Annotated in this window: 14 protein-coding genes; 8 read left to right on the top strand and 6 right to left on the bottom strand. The window is 58.8% G+C overall.

Features of this window, described 5'->3' with window-relative positions; genetic code table 11:
* Window positions 1–9: 9 nt before the first annotated feature.
* Window positions 10–1,503, bottom strand: a complete 1,494-nt coding sequence (locus CIK74_RS05760; RefSeq protein WP_096254823.1) for an aldehyde dehydrogenase family protein — start codon at window positions 1,501–1,503, stop codon at window positions 10–12.
* A gap of 126 nt (window positions 1,504–1,629) precedes the next feature.
* Window positions 1,630–1,995, bottom strand: a complete 366-nt coding sequence (locus CIK74_RS05755) for a helix-turn-helix domain-containing protein (protein ID WP_096254822.1) — start codon at window positions 1,993–1,995, stop codon at window positions 1,630–1,632.
* Window positions 1,996–2,075: 80 nt separating this feature from the next.
* On the opposite strand from CIK74_RS05755, the gene CIK74_RS05750 reads away from it, so the two are divergent.
* The 5 genes from CIK74_RS05750 (at window position 2,076) to CIK74_RS05730 (ending at window position 7,815) form a co-directional block, all read left to right on the top strand.
* Window positions 2,076–2,684 (top strand): NAD(P)H-binding protein, encoded by a 609-nt coding sequence (locus CIK74_RS05750; protein ID WP_096254821.1) that lies wholly within the window; start codon window positions 2,076–2,078, stop codon window positions 2,682–2,684.
* Between the two features lie 139 nt (window positions 2,685–2,823).
* Window positions 2,824–4,482, top strand: coding sequence for an ABC transporter substrate-binding protein (locus CIK74_RS05745; RefSeq protein ID WP_096254820.1), 1,659 nt, complete (start codon window positions 2,824–2,826; stop codon window positions 4,480–4,482).
* A gap of 17 nt (window positions 4,483–4,499) precedes the next feature.
* On the top strand, window positions 4,500–5,432 hold the full coding sequence (locus tag CIK74_RS05740; protein WP_096254819.1) for an ABC transporter permease: 933 nt from the start codon (window positions 4,500–4,502) through the stop codon (window positions 5,430–5,432).
* Window positions 5,429–6,226 carry an ABC transporter permease gene (locus CIK74_RS05735; protein ID WP_096254818.1) on the top strand — a complete coding sequence of 266 codons (798 nt, stop codon included), beginning with the start codon at window positions 5,429–5,431 and terminating at the stop codon, window positions 6,224–6,226. The genes CIK74_RS05740 and CIK74_RS05735 overlap by 4 nt, the downstream gene beginning before the upstream one ends.
* Window positions 6,223–7,815 (top strand): ABC transporter ATP-binding protein, encoded by a 1,593-nt coding sequence (locus tag CIK74_RS05730; RefSeq protein WP_096254817.1) that lies wholly within the window; start codon window positions 6,223–6,225, stop codon window positions 7,813–7,815. Before CIK74_RS05735 ends, CIK74_RS05730 begins: the two co-directional genes overlap by 4 nt.
* 31 nt (window positions 7,816–7,846) lie before the next feature.
* Here CIK74_RS05730 and CIK74_RS05725 read toward each other — a convergent pair whose 3' ends face one another.
* Both CIK74_RS05725 and CIK74_RS05720 read right to left on the bottom strand, forming a co-directional pair.
* Complete coding sequence (locus tag CIK74_RS05725; RefSeq protein WP_096254816.1) at window positions 7,847–9,535, bottom strand: long-chain-fatty-acid--CoA ligase; 1,689 nt, start codon at window positions 9,533–9,535, stop codon at window positions 7,847–7,849.
* 106 nt (window positions 9,536–9,641) lie between these two features.
* The gene (locus tag CIK74_RS05720) at window positions 9,642–10,568 is read right to left on the bottom strand and encodes an EamA family transporter (RefSeq protein WP_229676943.1); all 927 of its coding nucleotides are present in this window, start codon (window positions 10,566–10,568) and stop codon (window positions 9,642–9,644) included.
* Between the two features lie 69 nt (window positions 10,569–10,637).
* Between CIK74_RS05720 and CIK74_RS05715 the strand changes: the two genes are divergently transcribed.
* Both CIK74_RS05715 and CIK74_RS05710 read left to right on the top strand, forming a co-directional pair.
* Entirely contained in the window at window positions 10,638–11,552 is a 915-nt protein-coding gene (locus tag CIK74_RS05715) for a LysR family transcriptional regulator (protein ID WP_240520467.1), read from the top strand.
* Window positions 11,553–11,643: 91 nt separating this feature from the next.
* On the top strand, window positions 11,644–13,320 hold the full coding sequence (locus tag CIK74_RS05710; protein ID WP_096254814.1) for an NERD domain-containing protein: 1,677 nt from the start codon (window positions 11,644–11,646) through the stop codon (window positions 13,318–13,320).
* On the opposite strand, the gene CIK74_RS05705 is transcribed toward CIK74_RS05710, so the two are convergent.
* On the bottom strand, window positions 13,317–14,417 hold the full coding sequence (locus CIK74_RS05705; protein ID WP_096254813.1) for a D-TA family PLP-dependent enzyme: 1,101 nt from the start codon (window positions 14,415–14,417) through the stop codon (window positions 13,317–13,319). The genes CIK74_RS05710 and CIK74_RS05705 overlap by 4 nt on opposite strands.
* Before the next feature lie 69 nt (window positions 14,418–14,486).
* Window positions 14,487–15,275 (bottom strand): IclR family transcriptional regulator, encoded by a 789-nt coding sequence (locus CIK74_RS05700; protein WP_096254812.1) that lies wholly within the window; start codon window positions 15,273–15,275, stop codon window positions 14,487–14,489.
* Between the two features lie 150 nt (window positions 15,276–15,425).
* Between CIK74_RS05700 and CIK74_RS05695 the strand changes: the two genes are divergently transcribed.
* Window positions 15,426–16,130: a CoA transferase subunit A gene (locus CIK74_RS05695; protein ID WP_096254811.1), complete on the top strand. Its 705-nt coding sequence runs from the start codon at window positions 15,426–15,428 to the stop codon at window positions 16,128–16,130.

Below are 16,130 nucleotides of genomic sequence, written 5' to 3'. Positions count from 1 at the left end.
AGAGAATTTTTAGAACGGGTACTGCTTATCGGTGCTCTGCACACCAATCCAATGGTCGGTGGTGAACTCCTCGATAGCCCATTCCCCGTTGAAGCGACCTAGTCCGGAGTTCTTCTCGCCACCGAACATCACATGCGGTTCATCATTAACGGTGATGTCATTGATATGGGTCATTCCAGCCTTGATGCCGCGGGCAAAGCGCACGCCCTTTTCAATGTCGGTCGTGAACACCGCACTGGATAATCCAAACTCGGTATCGTTAGCCAGCTCCAGCGCATGTTCTTCACTGTCCGCCCGAACGATGCCCACTACGGGACCGAAGATCTCTTCACGGAACAACTCCATCTCGCTGGTGACATCCGCAAAAACATGCGGAGGAATCACCCGGCCGACAACTTCTCCGGCCAAAACTTCACGGGCGCCCTCACTTCGCGCCTGCTCGATTTTTCCCTGCACGCTGGCGAGCTGCGAATCATTGATGATGGGCCCCACAATGTTTTCCGGGTTAGCCGCATCTCCGTACTTGATCGTAGCTACGTGGGCCGCAAACTGCTCCACAAACTGGTCGTAGACCGGGGCTTCGACGATAATCCGGTTGATCGCCATGCAGATCTGGCCCTGGTGCAGGAACTTGCCCATGGCTGCTGCGCGGACCGCCTGCTCCATATTTGCGTCGGCGAGCACCACAAACGGCGCATTGCCGCCCAACTCCAGTGCAACGCGTTTCATATGCTTACCGGAGACCGCTAGCTTTCCAACATTTTGCCCCACCGGGGTGGATCCGGTGAAGGAAATGAAGGATGGAACCGGGTGTCCTACAAAATGATCGCCAATTTCCGAGCCCGAACCAATTACCACGCTGAACACACCGCCCGGGATTCCAGCAGCTTCGAAGGCCTTAGCCAAAACCAGTGCGCCTACCAAGGGGGTATCACTAGCCGGTTTGAGCACTACCGCGTTGCCAAGCGCTAAGGCTGGCGCCACCGAACGCTGGGAGAGCAACATTGGGAAATTCCACGGGCTGATCACACCGACCACCCCGACAGGTTCGCGGTATACCCGGTTTTCCTTGCCCGCACTGTTTGACGGCAAGATCTTGCCGTGCACGCGGGTTGGGAAGGTGGCTGCTTCGCGGGTAGCTGCGATGGTTCCGGAGACTTCCACGTTGGCCTTGAGAACCGAGGAACCGGACTCTGCCACGAGCAGCGCGACCAAGTCGTCGTAGTTTGCCTGCAGGTAGTCCGCGGCCTTGTTGAGCACGGCTGCCCGCTTTGCCGGAATCAGCGCCGCCCATTCGCGCTGGGCTGCGCGGGCCGTTTCGTAGGCTTCGTCTACGTCTGCCGTAGAGGCCTGGCGGATTTCAGCAAGTACGGAATCATCAAATGGATTACGGGTGACCAGCGTTGAGCCGCTGTTCCCCTCGCGCCATGCCCCGGCAATAAAAAGCTGTGCCGGTAGTTGATCAAGGAAAGCCGGTCGGTTGGATACTGCTTGCTTGGTCATGGATAGTCCTTCCCACAGTGCGGCTTTCACGCCGCAGCGAATCGAGCTCTTAGCCCCATTGTTCGCGGGAAGCCGGCGCTCTTCAAGGCTCTTATCGCAGAGCGCAATTCCTAGCTGAAAATAATCTTAATTTTCGTCAAAGAGTTCCCTGGCGGCCATAACCTTGGCGGCATGTTTTTCGGACCAGATCCGGATAGCGTCCATGGGTTCAAGTAGGCTGAGGCCTAAATTTGTCAGTTCGTAATCTACCCGGATTGGCACCTGAGCGGTCACCTGGCGATCTACCAGACCGTCACGTTCCAAAGTACGCAGCGTGCTAGTGAGTACCTTGGGAGTCACCGAACCGATGTGCTGGCGTAACTCGGAGAAACGAAGTGGTCCGCTAGCTAGGGTAAGCATCACCAAAGGGGTCCATTTATCTCCCAAACGTTGCATAATTTCACGTGAGGGGCAGTCAGGAACGAGAACATTAAACGTCGGCGTACTATCCATTAGGTAACCTAGTTTCGTTGAAGTACTCAGTATCTAAAGGATACTATCAAAGTGAACGATACAGCTACGAGAGGATCATCATGAAGATTGCAGTTTACGGAGCCACCGGAATGGTAGGCAGCCAGATCACCGCCGAGGCGCTCAGCCGTGGCCACGAAGTCACCGCCGTGAGCAGCACCGGCAAGAGCATCGAAGGCACTGCTTCGGCCACCGCCCAGCTGAGCGATACCGCGGCTTACCGCGATCTGGGTAAAAACCACGACGTTGTTGTCATCTCCGTGCCTCCATCGCGCACGGGCGGCGACCACCAGGAATACATTGACGCCTTCGAGGAAATCACCGAAACCCTCATCCCGGCACGTCTGATCGTTGTCGGCGGCGCAGGAGCGACCGAAGTGGACGGAGTCCGCCTCTACGACACCCCGGGATTCCCCGAAGAATACAAGGCTGAGGCGCTGACCAGCGGCGCCGTGTATGACATGTTGACCTCGGTCTCCGGGATCACCTGGACCATGGCCGCGCCGGCCCCAGTCATCGCCCCGGGCACCCGTACCGGCAACTACACCCTCGGCGCAAACTCCCCTGCCGGTGACTTCGTGTCCACCCAGGACTTCGCGGTCGCTATCGTGGACGAAATCGAAACTCCGGTTCACGAGAACCGTCGTTTCACCGTCGCCAGCGAAAAGTAAAGATCTGCCAACCGGTCGACCAAGGACCAGAGAGATTCATTAACCTTTGCCCTGCAAGGGAACAAATCTGACCTTTGGCTCTTGGTTGACTAAGGTTGTCTACGTCATCTCTCACTCACTCAAAGGTAAATCTGCGTTCATGCGACGAAATCAGCGTGCCACCCGCCTACTCACCGGGGCCTTAGCCCTGCCGTTGGCAGCGGCCCTCATTGCCGGCTGCTCCTCCACCGAGGATCCATCCGCTAACAAGGACACAAAACCCGTCGCCGGGGGAACGCTGGTTTACGCCTCGGGAGACGCCGAGCCTAGCTGCCTTGACCCACATGTGGGCGGCAACTATCCGCAGGCACTGGTGGCATCCCAGTTCATGGAATCGCTGTTCACCAAGGACGCCGAGGGGAAGATCATCCCATGGCTGGCAGAAAAATCCGAGGTTTCCGCCGATGGCCTGACCCGCACCATTACACTGCGTGACGGAATCACCTTCCACGACGGAACCAAGCTCACCTCCGAGGCGATCAAAGCCAATATCGAGCACCTTCAGGATCCAAATACTGCTTCGTCCACCGGCTACCTAGCCGTGGGCAAGGTTGACCAGATCAAGCTCGTCGACGATCTCACCGCAGAACTTAAGCTTTCCGCGCCAGACAACGCGTTGCTCGAATCACTATCCATGCCGTGGACCGCAATTCAGTCCCCCCAGGGACTGAAACGCGATCAGGCAGCAAACTGCGCCGCCCCTGCAGGCACCGGCCCATTCAAGGTCGAATCGTGGGATCGTCAGCAAGCGGTCAATCTGGTGCGTTACGAAGATTATGTCTCCCCGGCAGCAAATTCCGAACGCGCCAGCGCCACCTCCTATCTGGACGGCATCATCTGGCGCTTCATCCCCGAGGCCGCCAGCCGCTATGCGGCGCTACAGTCCGGCGAGGTTGACGTCATTGACAACCCACAGCCAGATACCATCTCCACGGCCGCCGATAACGGACTGGGCCACCTAGACGCGCCACGTCCAGGCGCCTCAAATCGGCTCGAGCTGAACAGCTCCAAGGCACCATTTGATGATGTGCGCGTCCGCGAAGCGTTCATGCACTCCGTCGATGTGAACTCCGGAATCAACTCGCTGTACTTCAACACCGCAAAGCGCAGCTACTCATTGCTCTCCAGTGTTGAACCACTGGGTATCTCGGATGACTCAAAGTTCACCACCGATGCCACCAAGGCTAACGAGCTACTCGATGCTGCCGGCTGGAGCGAGCGCGACTCCGAAGGTTACCGAGTCAAGGACGGCAAACGCCTCACTCTGAAGTTCCCGGTTTCCACCAACCAGTCGGTTCCTGCCGAGCAGTCACTGTTTGAACAGATGCAGGCCGCCGCTAAGCCAGTTGGTTTTGAGGTCAAGATCGAGTTGCTGGATCTGTCCAGCTGGTACGGTGCACTGGCCAAGCACGAGTACGATCTCGTTTCCGCTCCGTACACCAAGGTCGGTCCGAGCGTCCTGCGCATCTTGTTCCACTCCGATTCAACGATTCCCGCACCCAGCGGTTACTTCGCCAACAATGCGCAGATCAAGGATCCTAAGCTAGATCAACTGCTCGTCGACGCGGAGCAAACCAACGACGAAGCTGAGCGTGCCGAGCTCTACAAGCAGGCCCAGCAGATCGTGCTGGACGGCTACTACGTGATGCCGCTCTACGATCAGCAGAACCACTTCCTGTATTCGAAGAACGTTCACGGTATGGGCGAGACCACCGCGGTTTCCTCGCCGATCTACTACAACGTATTCCTCGATAAATAAGCGGTAAACACCTCACAATGAAACTGCTCGCTTGGTTGGGTCGCAAGGTTGGCGGCGCGCTGGTGGTGCTGTGGCTGGTTGCCACCGCCATCTTTATCGGCGTACGCCTCATCCCTGGCGACCCAGCCGAAGCGATCATGGGTGGTCCAGGTTCACAGGCTTCGGCCGAGGCTCTGGCCAACGCCCGCTCCGAGTATGGTCTTGATCTGCCGATCATCAGTCAATATTTTTTGTTCCTCGCCAAACTCATCCGCTTGGACTTCGGAACTTCTTATTCCTTCAAAGACCCGGTCCTGCAGATCATGGGCGAGGTACTCCCACCGACCATCAATCTGGCGTTATTGGCGCTAGTGGTGGCTTGGCTACTGGCCTTACTCTTTGCGTTGCTTGCGATGCGCGCCAATAAATTCGGCCGACTGCTGGGTAACGCGGTAGAGATTGTGGCAGCCGCAGTTCCGCACTTTTGGCTCGGCGCGGTGCTCATCATGTTGTTCTCCTCGATGCTCGGCTGGCTTCCCGCCGTCGCCAATGGAACTCCCGCCGGGCTAGTCTTACCGGTACTGACCTTGGCGCTTCCGCTAGCCGGATTCCTCACCCAGCTGATGCGTGACTCGCTGAATACCGCGATGGGTAGCCAGTTTGCCCTGGCAGCTCGCGCTCGCGGCGAAAGCCGGCTGACGGTGTTCCGCCGTCACGGCTTACGCCATGCAGCTTTGCCTGCGCTTGGGCTGACCGGGTGGGCTTTTTCTTCACTACTTTCCGGTGCGGTGGTCGTCGAGGCGATCTTCGCCCGTCCGGGCTTGGGCCGTTCCTTGCTTTCCGCGGTACTTGCCCGAGACATTCCTATGGTTACCGGCATCGCGTTGTTCTCTGCACTTGTTTATATCGTCGTGATGGCGTTGACCGAAGCCATTGAGCGACTCATCGATCCGGCGGGGGCAGAATCATGAGCCGTACCGCAAAAATTCTCAGCTCACTTTTCATTCTCTTCTGGGTACTCACTGCGTTTGCTCCGTCACTTATTGCTCCGGCAGATCCGCTGGCGATCAATCCGTCCCAGGCCTTTCAGGCCCCTAGCGGCGCTCACATTTTTGGCACCGACGAGTCCGGCCGTGACGTATTCACCCGGGTGATCCACGGTGCCGGCGACTCTCTCTATATTGGTTTGGCCGCCACCGCGCTGGGCATGGGTTTGGCTTTAGTCTTAGGAACCGCGGCCGCCTTGGCTCCGCGCTGGCTCGACGAGGTAATCTTGCGGGTACTCGAAGCGCTCTACTCGGTTCCTTCCTTACTCATGGCGCTGTTGATCATCGCGTTTACCGGACCCGGTGTGGGCCCGGCAATCGTTGCGGTGGGCTTATCCACGGCCCCCGGTTACGCGAGGCTGGTACGCAGCCAGATCCGCACGCTGAAAAACTCGGAAATGCTGGAGGCCGCCACCGTGCTTGGCCGCGGCACCTGGCTGAAGGTCCGTAATCATCTCGTGCCAAACGCGTTGCAACCGTTGCTCGCGCTGGTCACCTTGGGCATTGGACAAGCGGTGATCTGGGCGGCTGCCCTGTCATTCCTTGGTCTAGGCACTCCCCCGCCCGCACCCGAATGGGGTGCGATGCTTTCGGCCGGACGCACCTATCTACACCTTGCCTGGTGGCTCAGTTTCTTCCCTGGACTTGCCATCGTTGTTGTCGCCGCCGGTGCCACGCTGATCGGGCGCGCCCTCGGCGGGAAGGTGAAAGCCGTATGAATCCACTATTAGCAGTCGAAAATCTCTCGGTCAGCTTCGCCGGCCAACAAGCCGTAGACGCCGTGTCCTTCGAATTGGCCGCCGGTGAATGCCTGGCGCTCGTGGGCGAATCAGGTTCTGGAAAGTCGGTCACCGCGCGCAGCCTCATGGGGCTGAGCGGCGGAACCGTCAGCGCCACAAAGCTCATGGTCTGCCACGAAGACGCATTAGCGCTCAGTGAGCCTGCATGGCAGAATATCCGCGGGAATTCGGTAGTCATGATCCTGCAAGATGCGCTTATGGCCTTGGATCCGCTACGCCCGGTAGGCCGGGAAATCGAAGACGTGCTCAAGGAACATTCGAGCTTGAACAAGTCTCAGCGCACCGCCAAGGTCCGTGAGATCCTGGCCGCGGTGGAGCTGCCAGAACCCGAGCGGCGTATGAAACAGCGCAGTACCCAGCTCTCCGGGGGCATGCGGCAGCGCGTGCTCATCGCCCAGGCACTGATTGGAGACCCGCAGATAGTCATCGCGGACGAGGCGACCACCGCGTTGGATTCCCGCCTCGCAGCCCTGGTGCTCGAGCAGCTGGCCGCACTGAAAAATGAGGGCCGTGCGGTGCTGATGATCAGCCACGATCTGGCTCAGGTCGCTCAGCTGGCGGATCGCATCGCGGTGATGCGCGCCGGTCAAATCGTCGAGACCGGCCCCACCGAACAGATCCTGAACCATCCGCAGCATGAATATACCCGCACCTTATTGCGGGCCATCCCCTCCGGGGTGCCCCGCTTTGCCCCATTAAGTGCCGGCACGCCGGTGAACGAACCGCGTCAGCTAGCACCGGCAAGCACGGATTCGGCTCCGGCGCTGGTGGTGGAAAACCTGTCCAAGTCCTTCGCTAAACATCCTGCCGTCGTGGAAGCCGGGTTTGTGCTTCCCCGCGGCGCGACGCTGGGCCTGGTCGGGGAATCAGGGTCGGGAAAAACCACGACCGCGCGTTTGGTCCTTGGTTTAGAACGTCCCGATACAGGCAGCGTGACGCTGCTTGGTGATCGTTTCGCCCCGCACAGCGAAGCGGCGCGGCGCGGCTTACGGGAGAATATCGGCGCGATCTATCAGAATCCGCTGGGTTCCTTTGATCCGCGCTACTCGGTGGGACAGATACTCACTGACGCGTTGTCCGCAGGCCGCAGCAAGCGCGCGACGGGCTATAAAGACCAAGTCGGCCGGCTGCTGGAACAGGTGGAGCTGGATCCTGTGCTGAGCACACGCAACCCTCGTGAGCTTTCCGGCGGTCAGCGTCAACGCTTGGCGATCGCTCGTGCGCTGGCGCCGGAGCCCAAGGTATTGGTACTCGACGAGCCAGTTTCGGCCCTTGACGTTTCGATTCAGGCCACGGTTCTGGATCTGCTCGATCGTCTGCAGCAAGAAACCGGAACCAGCTACCTGTTCATCAGCCATGATCTGTCGGTGATCGAGCATATGAGCGATTTTGTGGCGGTTATGCATCGGGGCCGCATCGTCGAGCAGGGCCCTACCGCGCAGGTTTTCGGCGACCCGCAGCATGAGTACACCCGCATCTTAATGACAGCAATGCCGCGGCTGCGTTAACAACCGCGGCATTGCCACCCATAAATTCGATTTAGACTTTGTCGCTGAACTCTTCGCGGACTTGCTTGCGCAGAATCTTGCCCAGCATGGACCGCGGCATCTCGTCGATGGCAACGATGCGTTTAGGCACCTTATAGGCAGCCAACTGGCCACGGCAGTGCTCGCGCAGCGCCGCCTCATCCAAGGTTGCCCCCTCGTCGAGCTGAACCGCGGCAACCACCATTTCGCCGCCTCGTTCTAGCGCCTTGCCGAAGACCGCTGCATCGGCGACATCCGCGTGCTGGCGCAGCGCGTTCTCCACCTCGGAGGGCGAAACGTTAAAGCCACCGGTGATAATCAGTTCCTTGGCCCGGTCAACAATCTGGGTGAAACCATCTTCGTCCACGGTGACCACATCCCCGGTGTGCAGCCAGCCGTCCTCGGTCAAGGTTTTGGCGGTCTCTTCCGGGTTGTTCCAGTAGCCGGCAAACACCTGTGGCCCCTTGATCAGCAGTTCGCCAGGCTCACCCTGGGCTACCTCGCGGCTCGGATCATCAACGTCGACTACCTTCATCAGGGTCGAGGGGAAGGGTACGCCGATGGTGCCGTTGCGCCGCGAAGGATGGAACGGATTGCCCAAGGCCACCGGGGATGACTCGGTCATGCCGTAGCCTTCCACCAACAGGCCGCCGGACATCGATTCCCATAGTTCCACCACGTGATCTGGCAGGTTCATGGCGCCCGAGATGCAGTATTTGGCCGAGCGCAGCGAAATTCCCTGCTCCTTGGCGGCCATCGCGGTGCGTTCATAGATCGGAGGGACCGCGCAGTACACGGTGGCCGGAGATTTCTTCCAGGCGTCCAAGATCAGCTGCGGATCAAATTTCGGGAAGAGCACCAGCAGTCCCTGCTTCTTCACCCCGAAGGTCAGATACAAGGTCATGCCAAAGGCGTGGAACATTGGCAGGATCGCGTAGAGGATTTCCTTGCCCTGCTGCGCACCTTCCATCCATGCCTCGCCCTGCAGCGCGTTGGAATACAGGTTGAAGTGTGTGAGCATCGCGCCCTTCGGGCGTCCCGTGGTGCCCGAGGTGTACTGAATGACCGCAAGGTCTTGCACAGCTGGGAAGGGGTGCTCGGCGTCCAAGCTACCGGAGGCCAGCAACTGCTTCCACGCCATGGAGCCGGTGGTAGCGGCGGTCAATGATTTTTTGGTTTCACGCAGTTTTTTCAGCGGAAGATTCAGCGCCATACGTTTGACCGCCGGGAACGCTTCGAGCAGGTTCACCGCGATGATCGTATCGATCTGCACGTCAGCGGGGAACTTCTGCACGCTGGAGACAACCTTGTCCCAGGCGATGACCACACGCGCCTGGTGGTCTTCAAACTGGTGGCGAAGTTCGCGGGAAGTATAGAGCGGATTGTGCTCCACCACGACCGCGCCCAGACGCAGCACCGCGTAAAAAGCGACCACATGCTGCGGACAGTTTGGCAGGATCAGCGCCACCCGATCTCCGGCTTTCACACCGAGTTTGCGCAGCCCCTCGGCTGCTTGCAAAACCTGTTCGCCTAGCTGCGCGTAGCTGACCTGGCGGCCGAAGAATTCGGTGGCCGGACTCTGGCCGGCTTCGCGCACGGAGCGTTCGAACATATGGCTCAGCGATTGTGTGGGAAGCTCAATCTGTGCAGGAACCCCTGGCTGGTAGTTGGCCACCCAGGCCGGTGCGGCAGTATTATCCATGACTCTAATCATGCCCGATACCGATGGTTTCGAGTTAAACGTCGAGGCTGAATCCCGCAAATTTTCTGCTCAGTGAGCTTCAAGGATAGTCCCGCGCGGCCGGAGTTTAGCGGGGTTGCGAATGATCTTCGGCCAACCCGGCCAGTGGCTTTACGGTAGGTGAAACAATATTTTTCGGCAGGCGCTGGCCGGTGCGGGTGGCTCCGATTCCTGCCAGAATTACCAGCGCGATGCCCACCATCGCGGCGGGACGTGGCACCTGATGCAAAATGAGGAGTCCAACGGTCATCGCGATCGCAGGTTCCAGACACATCAGCGTGCCGAAGGCCGCGGTGGTCAGCCTGCGTAATGCGAAGATTTCCAAGCTGAATGGGATCACCGGCAATAGCAATGCCAGCCCCACACCGATAATCAGGGTCTGCATATCGAGGGCTTCAAGCACCACGGGGCCAACCATGAACGTTGCAGCGATGGCGGCCACCGGCATCGATACCGCCAAGGCGCCGACACCATCCACAGCATCCCCGGCTCGTTGGGTCAGCAGCACATACACCGCCCAGCAGACAGCTCCACCCAAGGCATAGAGTACGCCGGTCAGATCTACCGCGCCATGCCACGGTTCGGTCAGTCCGAGCACGCCGAGCGCGGCGATCACAGCCCACCACCGGGCGGAGCCACGACCTTGAATTATTGCCACGGCCAGCGGACCCATAAATTCAAGTGCACTGGCGGTGCCCAGTGGAATGGTCTCCACCGACTTCATGAAGCTCACCGTCATGCCGGCTGTAGCCAGACCCAAAAGCGCGCAGATCAGCAGCGTATTTCGAGTGAATTTGAGCTTCCAAGGTCGGGCAATAAGAACCAGAATGACCGCGGCCCAGGCCAGGCGCAACCACGCGACGGCCCCGGAACCAATATTGTCGGCCAGGACGATAGAGGCTGCCAATCCCAATTGGACACAGCTCATTGCGCCGAAGGCCATCATTGAGCCCATCGAGGCGGAGCTGGGTGCGGGTACTGACCGGAAGTTCATGATTACCAGTAGAACTCACGCCGGCTATTCGCGTCCACGCGAGAATCTTGAACATACCATTCGATAATCATGGACAATGATTTTATGGAAACTCGTCGTTTACAGTACCTCTACGAACTGTCCCGCATGGGATCGATGCGTGCAGTGGCAGACATCCTGGGTGCCACCACCTCCACGGTCTCCCAGCAGATCGCACAGCTTTCCCGAGAAGTCGGCGTACCCCTCATCGAATCGGAAGGCCGTGGGGTGCGGCTGACTCCGGCAGGCCGCAGGCTTGCCGAACATGCCCGCAGCATTCTGGCCGCCGTCGATTCAGCACGCCTTAGCCTTAACACCGAGGCCGAGCCTGTCGGAACGGTGCGCGTGGCCGGATTTGCGACAGCGATTCGCCGGTCCTTGATGCCGATTATTGAGGATTTAGCCGTGCATCATCCACGGGTAGATATTGTGGTGCTCGAACATGAACCGGCCGAAGCACTGAACCAGTTAGCCGTGGATGGCATAGATCTGGCGCTGACCTATGACTACAACTTGTCCCCGGAGAAGGTGGCTCCGGGGGTGGAGACGCTCTCGCTGTGGAGCACCGAGTGGGGTTTGGGTGTTCCTTCGGCGCTCGCAGCACCGTTCACTTCACGCCCAGTCGATGCAGATGCCGCAACGGTCTTCGCAGCCTTCGCACAACATGACTGGATTGGTAATTCCCGCAATATTGCCGACGAGAAGGTGTTGCGGCTGATCTCCTCAATGTCCGGCTTTGAGCCAACAATGCGCCATCAGTCCGATAGTCTCGATCTGGTGGAAGACCTCATCCTGGCAAATCTTGGTGTGGGCCTACTTCCACGTGATCGCCCACCACGCCAAGGGCTCACCATCTTGCCGTTGGCCAATCCGAACCTTGAGCTGCGCGCCTACGCCCGCACCCGTCAGGGGCGAAGCACCTGGCCGGCCTTGGCACTGGTGCTCCAGCGACTGCGCGGAGAGTAGGAATTATGCCCGGAACCTACCGCGCGAGCCACGAAAATGTAGTACCCGCCACATAGACTTCGACCAAGCGCATCTTATTCGAGGGGGATCAATGGTCCACTGCATTCCATTGGAGCCAGAATTTTCAGCTGGCCAATCGGCTGAAAAGGCGGTGTGGGAGCAACTGCGTCTTTCTTTGCCCGATGACGCGGTGCTCGCCCATTCGGTAGCGGTACGCCACGGTGCCGTGGAGCACGAGATTGACCTGCTCGTCTTGTGGCCCGGGGTCGGACTGGCAGCCATCGAGGTTAAGGGCGGGTTAGTCGGCGTGGAAAATGGCGCCTGGTATCAGTCAGATGCCAGGGGCCGGCACCCGATGAAAGACCCGATGGCCCAGGTGCAAAGCGCCTCCCATGCGTTTAAGAAGTGGATAGCTGAGCAAACCGGCACCGCTTTGAACAGCCGTTTTGCCCACATCGTCTGTCTTCCCTACACAGAAGTTCCAGCCAGTTGGGCGAAGGCAGATCTTCCCCGGGATCTGTTGCTGGATCAAAAAGATCTCAAGCACAGCGCGCATTCCGTGCGCCGCGCGATCCAAGAACAAGGTGGCGGGTATTCCGCCCTGGCACCAGCCTTTGCGGACCGTATTAGCCGGCACCTCGCCGCCGACTTTGCACCCGAGCATTTACAGACCTCCGAGGCATTGGAGAATGAGGATCTTCAAGAGCATCTCACCACACGGCAAGCTATTCTGCTCGGTGCCACGCGTTCGCTTCCCCGAGTGAGGTTTATTGGCGGCGCCGGCAGCGGTAAAACCTGGATGGCAGTTGAAAAGGCGAAGCAGTTAGCCAAGGACAACGAGCGGGTGGGGCTCTTTTGCTACAACAAGGGTCTTGGCCACTACCTGAAAAAGCAGGTTGGCGCCTGGCGCCAAAATAAGCCCATACACGTTGGAGAATTCCACGAGTACGCGCGCAGCCTCGGGGTGCCCGACGGCACCGGACAAGACTATTTTGACGTGCAAATGCCCCGGCTATTACGCGAGCTGGCGCTGGAACTTCCCGAAGCGGAGAAACTCGACGCGATCATCGTCGATGAGGCCCAAGATTTTGCCCCCGAATGGTGGGAAGCGTTACTGGCCTGCACCAAAGACCCGTTACAGGGCAAAATTTATGCCTTCATGGATGTGCGGCAAAATGTGTACCGTCGTTGGAACGGTGAGAACCCCGGTGCAAGCTTTGGCCCCGCGGCTGCGCTGGTTCCAATCCATGTTGATGACAACCTGCGCAACACCCGTCGCATTGCGCAAACCTTCAAGAACCTTGCCGGAGATCAGGTCAAGCCCCGCGGCGGTCAGGGCATGCCTGTGCGCTTTGTTTCCTGCTCCACCGAGGACGCGGTAGAACTAGCCTCGGACTGTGTCGATCCGCTGATCGAGGAGGGCTGGGCGAACAACCAGATTGCGCTGCTCACCACTAATCGACGCCACCCAATCCATCAGGAACACTACGATCTAAACACCATTGATTCGGCATACTGGCCCGCCTTCCATGCGAATGAGGAAGAATTCTACGGGCATGTGCTCGGCTTCAAAGGTCTCGAACGGTCGGTAGTGGTGCTGTGCGTGAACGGTTTTAAGGACATGTCCCGCGCGGTCGAGCAGCTCTACGTGGGCCTCTCGCGCGCCCGGAGTTTGCTGGTGGTCGTCGGCGACAAGGAACTAATCGATGAAGCCTGCGGCACCGAACTTCATGCAGCCCTTGCCTCGGCAACACCTTGGACTCCCTAGAAGTTCAGCCCCCGGGCCGCCACATCCCAGTGTTCGATCACTTCACCATCTCGCACCACTGACACCTGATCGACCAGATTCACTGCCACGCACACATGGTTAGGAATAACCCGCAGTTGCTCACCGTAGGCCGGAAGCGGTTGGCCTTCGGGCCAGAGCACTGTCGCGTGATGTTCGGAGATAGCGCTGATCCGTGCGTCCGGATTTTCAAGGATCCGGCCAAAGCCGGTAGCCCAACCCGGCCGGTCCGAGCCGAGGATCTTGCTACCCGCGTCCAGCACGATTCGCCGCGGGTTCTGGGCATCGCCCTCGTGGCGGCTGATCACCGTGGAGGCCACACTCAGTGCGATGTTCTCCCACTGGCAGCGTCCCAGTTCAAATTGCTGGGCATCGCCGAAGACATACACTCCCGGGCGCACCTCGGTCAGCAGGGAGTTGTCCGCTAATTCCGCCGTGGGGGTTGATCCCCCGCTGATGCGTTTGAGTTCAAAGCCGTCCGCGCGCAGTAGCCTGGCTGCTTCACCAAGCGCATGTTGCTCTTGGTCGGTGACTTCTTGGGGTTTTCCCGGGGCGTAGCTGTGACCCGGGAAAGTGAAGATTCCGATGACATTCAGGCCTGCCTCACGAGCGGCCCGAGCAACGTCCAGCGCCTCATCGGGCAGCACACCGCTGCGATGATGTCCGCTGTCGATCTCGATCATTAGCCCAAGCTTGTCTTTTTTATCTGCGAGCTGACGGGCAAGCTGTTGCACCGCGGCAATTGAGTCGGTACCGAGGGAAAGTTTGACGTAGCTGAGCAGTTCACGGATGCGCTTTGCTTGGGCGTCGGAAATCCACAGCGGGTAGGCCACAAAAAGATCACCCACGCCGTGCAGTGCAAAAGTCAGCGCCTCGCCGATGGTGGCCACGGTCAGCCCTACGGCTCCGGCCTCCAGCTGACGCCCGGCAATCTCGTGCATCTTATGCGTCTTGGCGTGTGGGCGTAGTGCCAACCCCTTGCCGGCGACATTCTTGGCTACCCGATCGATATTCCGGTCTAAAATATCAAGATTTATCAAGATCTGCGGAGTTAACAATCCCTGTGGGAGCCCAGTCATTAACGCCAACTTTCTCAACACCTATCGATGATCCACCTAGTACGTTACCTGCCACGAGTGCATCTCTAGCTATCGTTGGCTCAAAAGCGCGGAGCCACGTAACTTCATCGAAAGTTCGTGGGCATGATGCAGCAGTAATTTCCCTAAGGCTTCTTGGCGGGAGGGTTCGAAGCGCGACTCGATCCCGGTTAAACTCAAAGCCCAGGCTGGTTGCCCGGAAGCGTCAAAAACCGCGGCGCCAATGCCCCAGCTGCCCTCGACGATCAGCCCGGGGTTCAACGAATACCCCAAGGTACGGGTCTCTTCGATCTTGCTTCGCACCTGCCCGGCACCGTGCGCCTGACCATATTCGGCGACCAGATTACTGGATTCTAGATACCGTTCCATCGCCTCTTCGGGCAGGAAAGCCAAGATGGCAATTCCCGCCGAGGCTACCCCGAGAGGGAATCGTCGCCCTTCATAGAGCACAAAGGAACGGATCGGGAAGGCGCCATCTTGACGCAATAGGCAGACCGTTTCGTCGCCACGGCGGGCGGAAAGAAATGCGCTCTCTCCGGTTTCTTCGGCGAGAGCCGCAACGTGTACGCGAGCCAGTTCGCTGATGTCATAACGTTCGGCGGCCACCGCACCCATCAAATATAGTTCCGGCCCCAGCAACCAGCGCCCGGCTTGGTGGTCATGATCGCAGAATCCTTCGGCGGTCAGCGCCGAGAGCAGACGATGCACGGTGGGTCTGGCTAATCCGGTATGCCGGGCTACCTCAGTGGTGGTGATCCCTTGGGGCATCGAGGTACTGACCGTTCGCAGTACCGCCGCCAAGCGTCCGACTACTTGGGCACCGGCAGGAGTTTTACTCATATCCACATTATGAACGATTTACGGATAGTTCATCACCTATCGAGCAATATTGAGCAGTTCGCGCAGAACTATTGAGCTATCCACTTGGAGTTACTACGGTCTAAGTTAAGCAACACTCAAATCCATATTGTGGACAGACAGGGTACAAAGATGTCAACGAAGTATCGTGAGGACGCCGCGCGGGAACTCGCCGCGGTGGTCAAAGATGGAATGATCATTGCCGTGGGCGGCTTTGGACTTAGCGGCATTCCCAACCGGCTGATCACCGCATTGCGCGACACTGGTGCCAAAAACCTGACCATTGTTTCCAACAATATGGGCGTCGATGGCAAGGGCTTAGGCGTACTGCTGGAAAACAAGCAGGTGGCCAAGGTGCTCGCCTCTTATGTAGGGGAAAACAAACTTTTCGCCCAACAATTCCTCAACGGTGATCTTGAGGTCGAATTTGTACCGCAGGGCACGCTCGCCGAACGGCTTCGTGCAGGAGGCGTGGGAGTACCCGCTTTCTATACCCCCACCGGGGTGGGTACCCCCATCGCCCAAGGCAAAGAGGTGATGGAGTTTGACGGGAAACCAGCCATCTTAGAGCGCGGCATCGTCGCGGACATCGCGTTGGTGCGTGCTCATCAGGCCGATAGCGAAGGCAATCTGCGTTACCGGATGACCTCGAAGAACTTCAACCCGCTGGTTGCCATGTCCGGTAAGCACACCTTCGCCGAGGCCGAGGAAATCGTCGACGGTTACCTCGACCCGTCCTTGGTGGAAACCCCCGGAATTTTTGTGAAGACCCTCGTGGACACCGACGACGTCAAAGACATCGAACAGCGCACCGTCCGCCCGAAGCAGGAGGCCTAA

Source organism: Glutamicibacter sp. BW77 (assembly GCF_002332285.1).
Taxonomy (GTDB): domain Bacteria; phylum Actinomycetota; class Actinomycetes; order Actinomycetales; family Micrococcaceae; genus Glutamicibacter; species Glutamicibacter bergerei.
The sequence above is the reverse complement of the archived record's forward strand: the minus strand, read 5'-3'. Positions and strand labels throughout refer to the sequence as shown.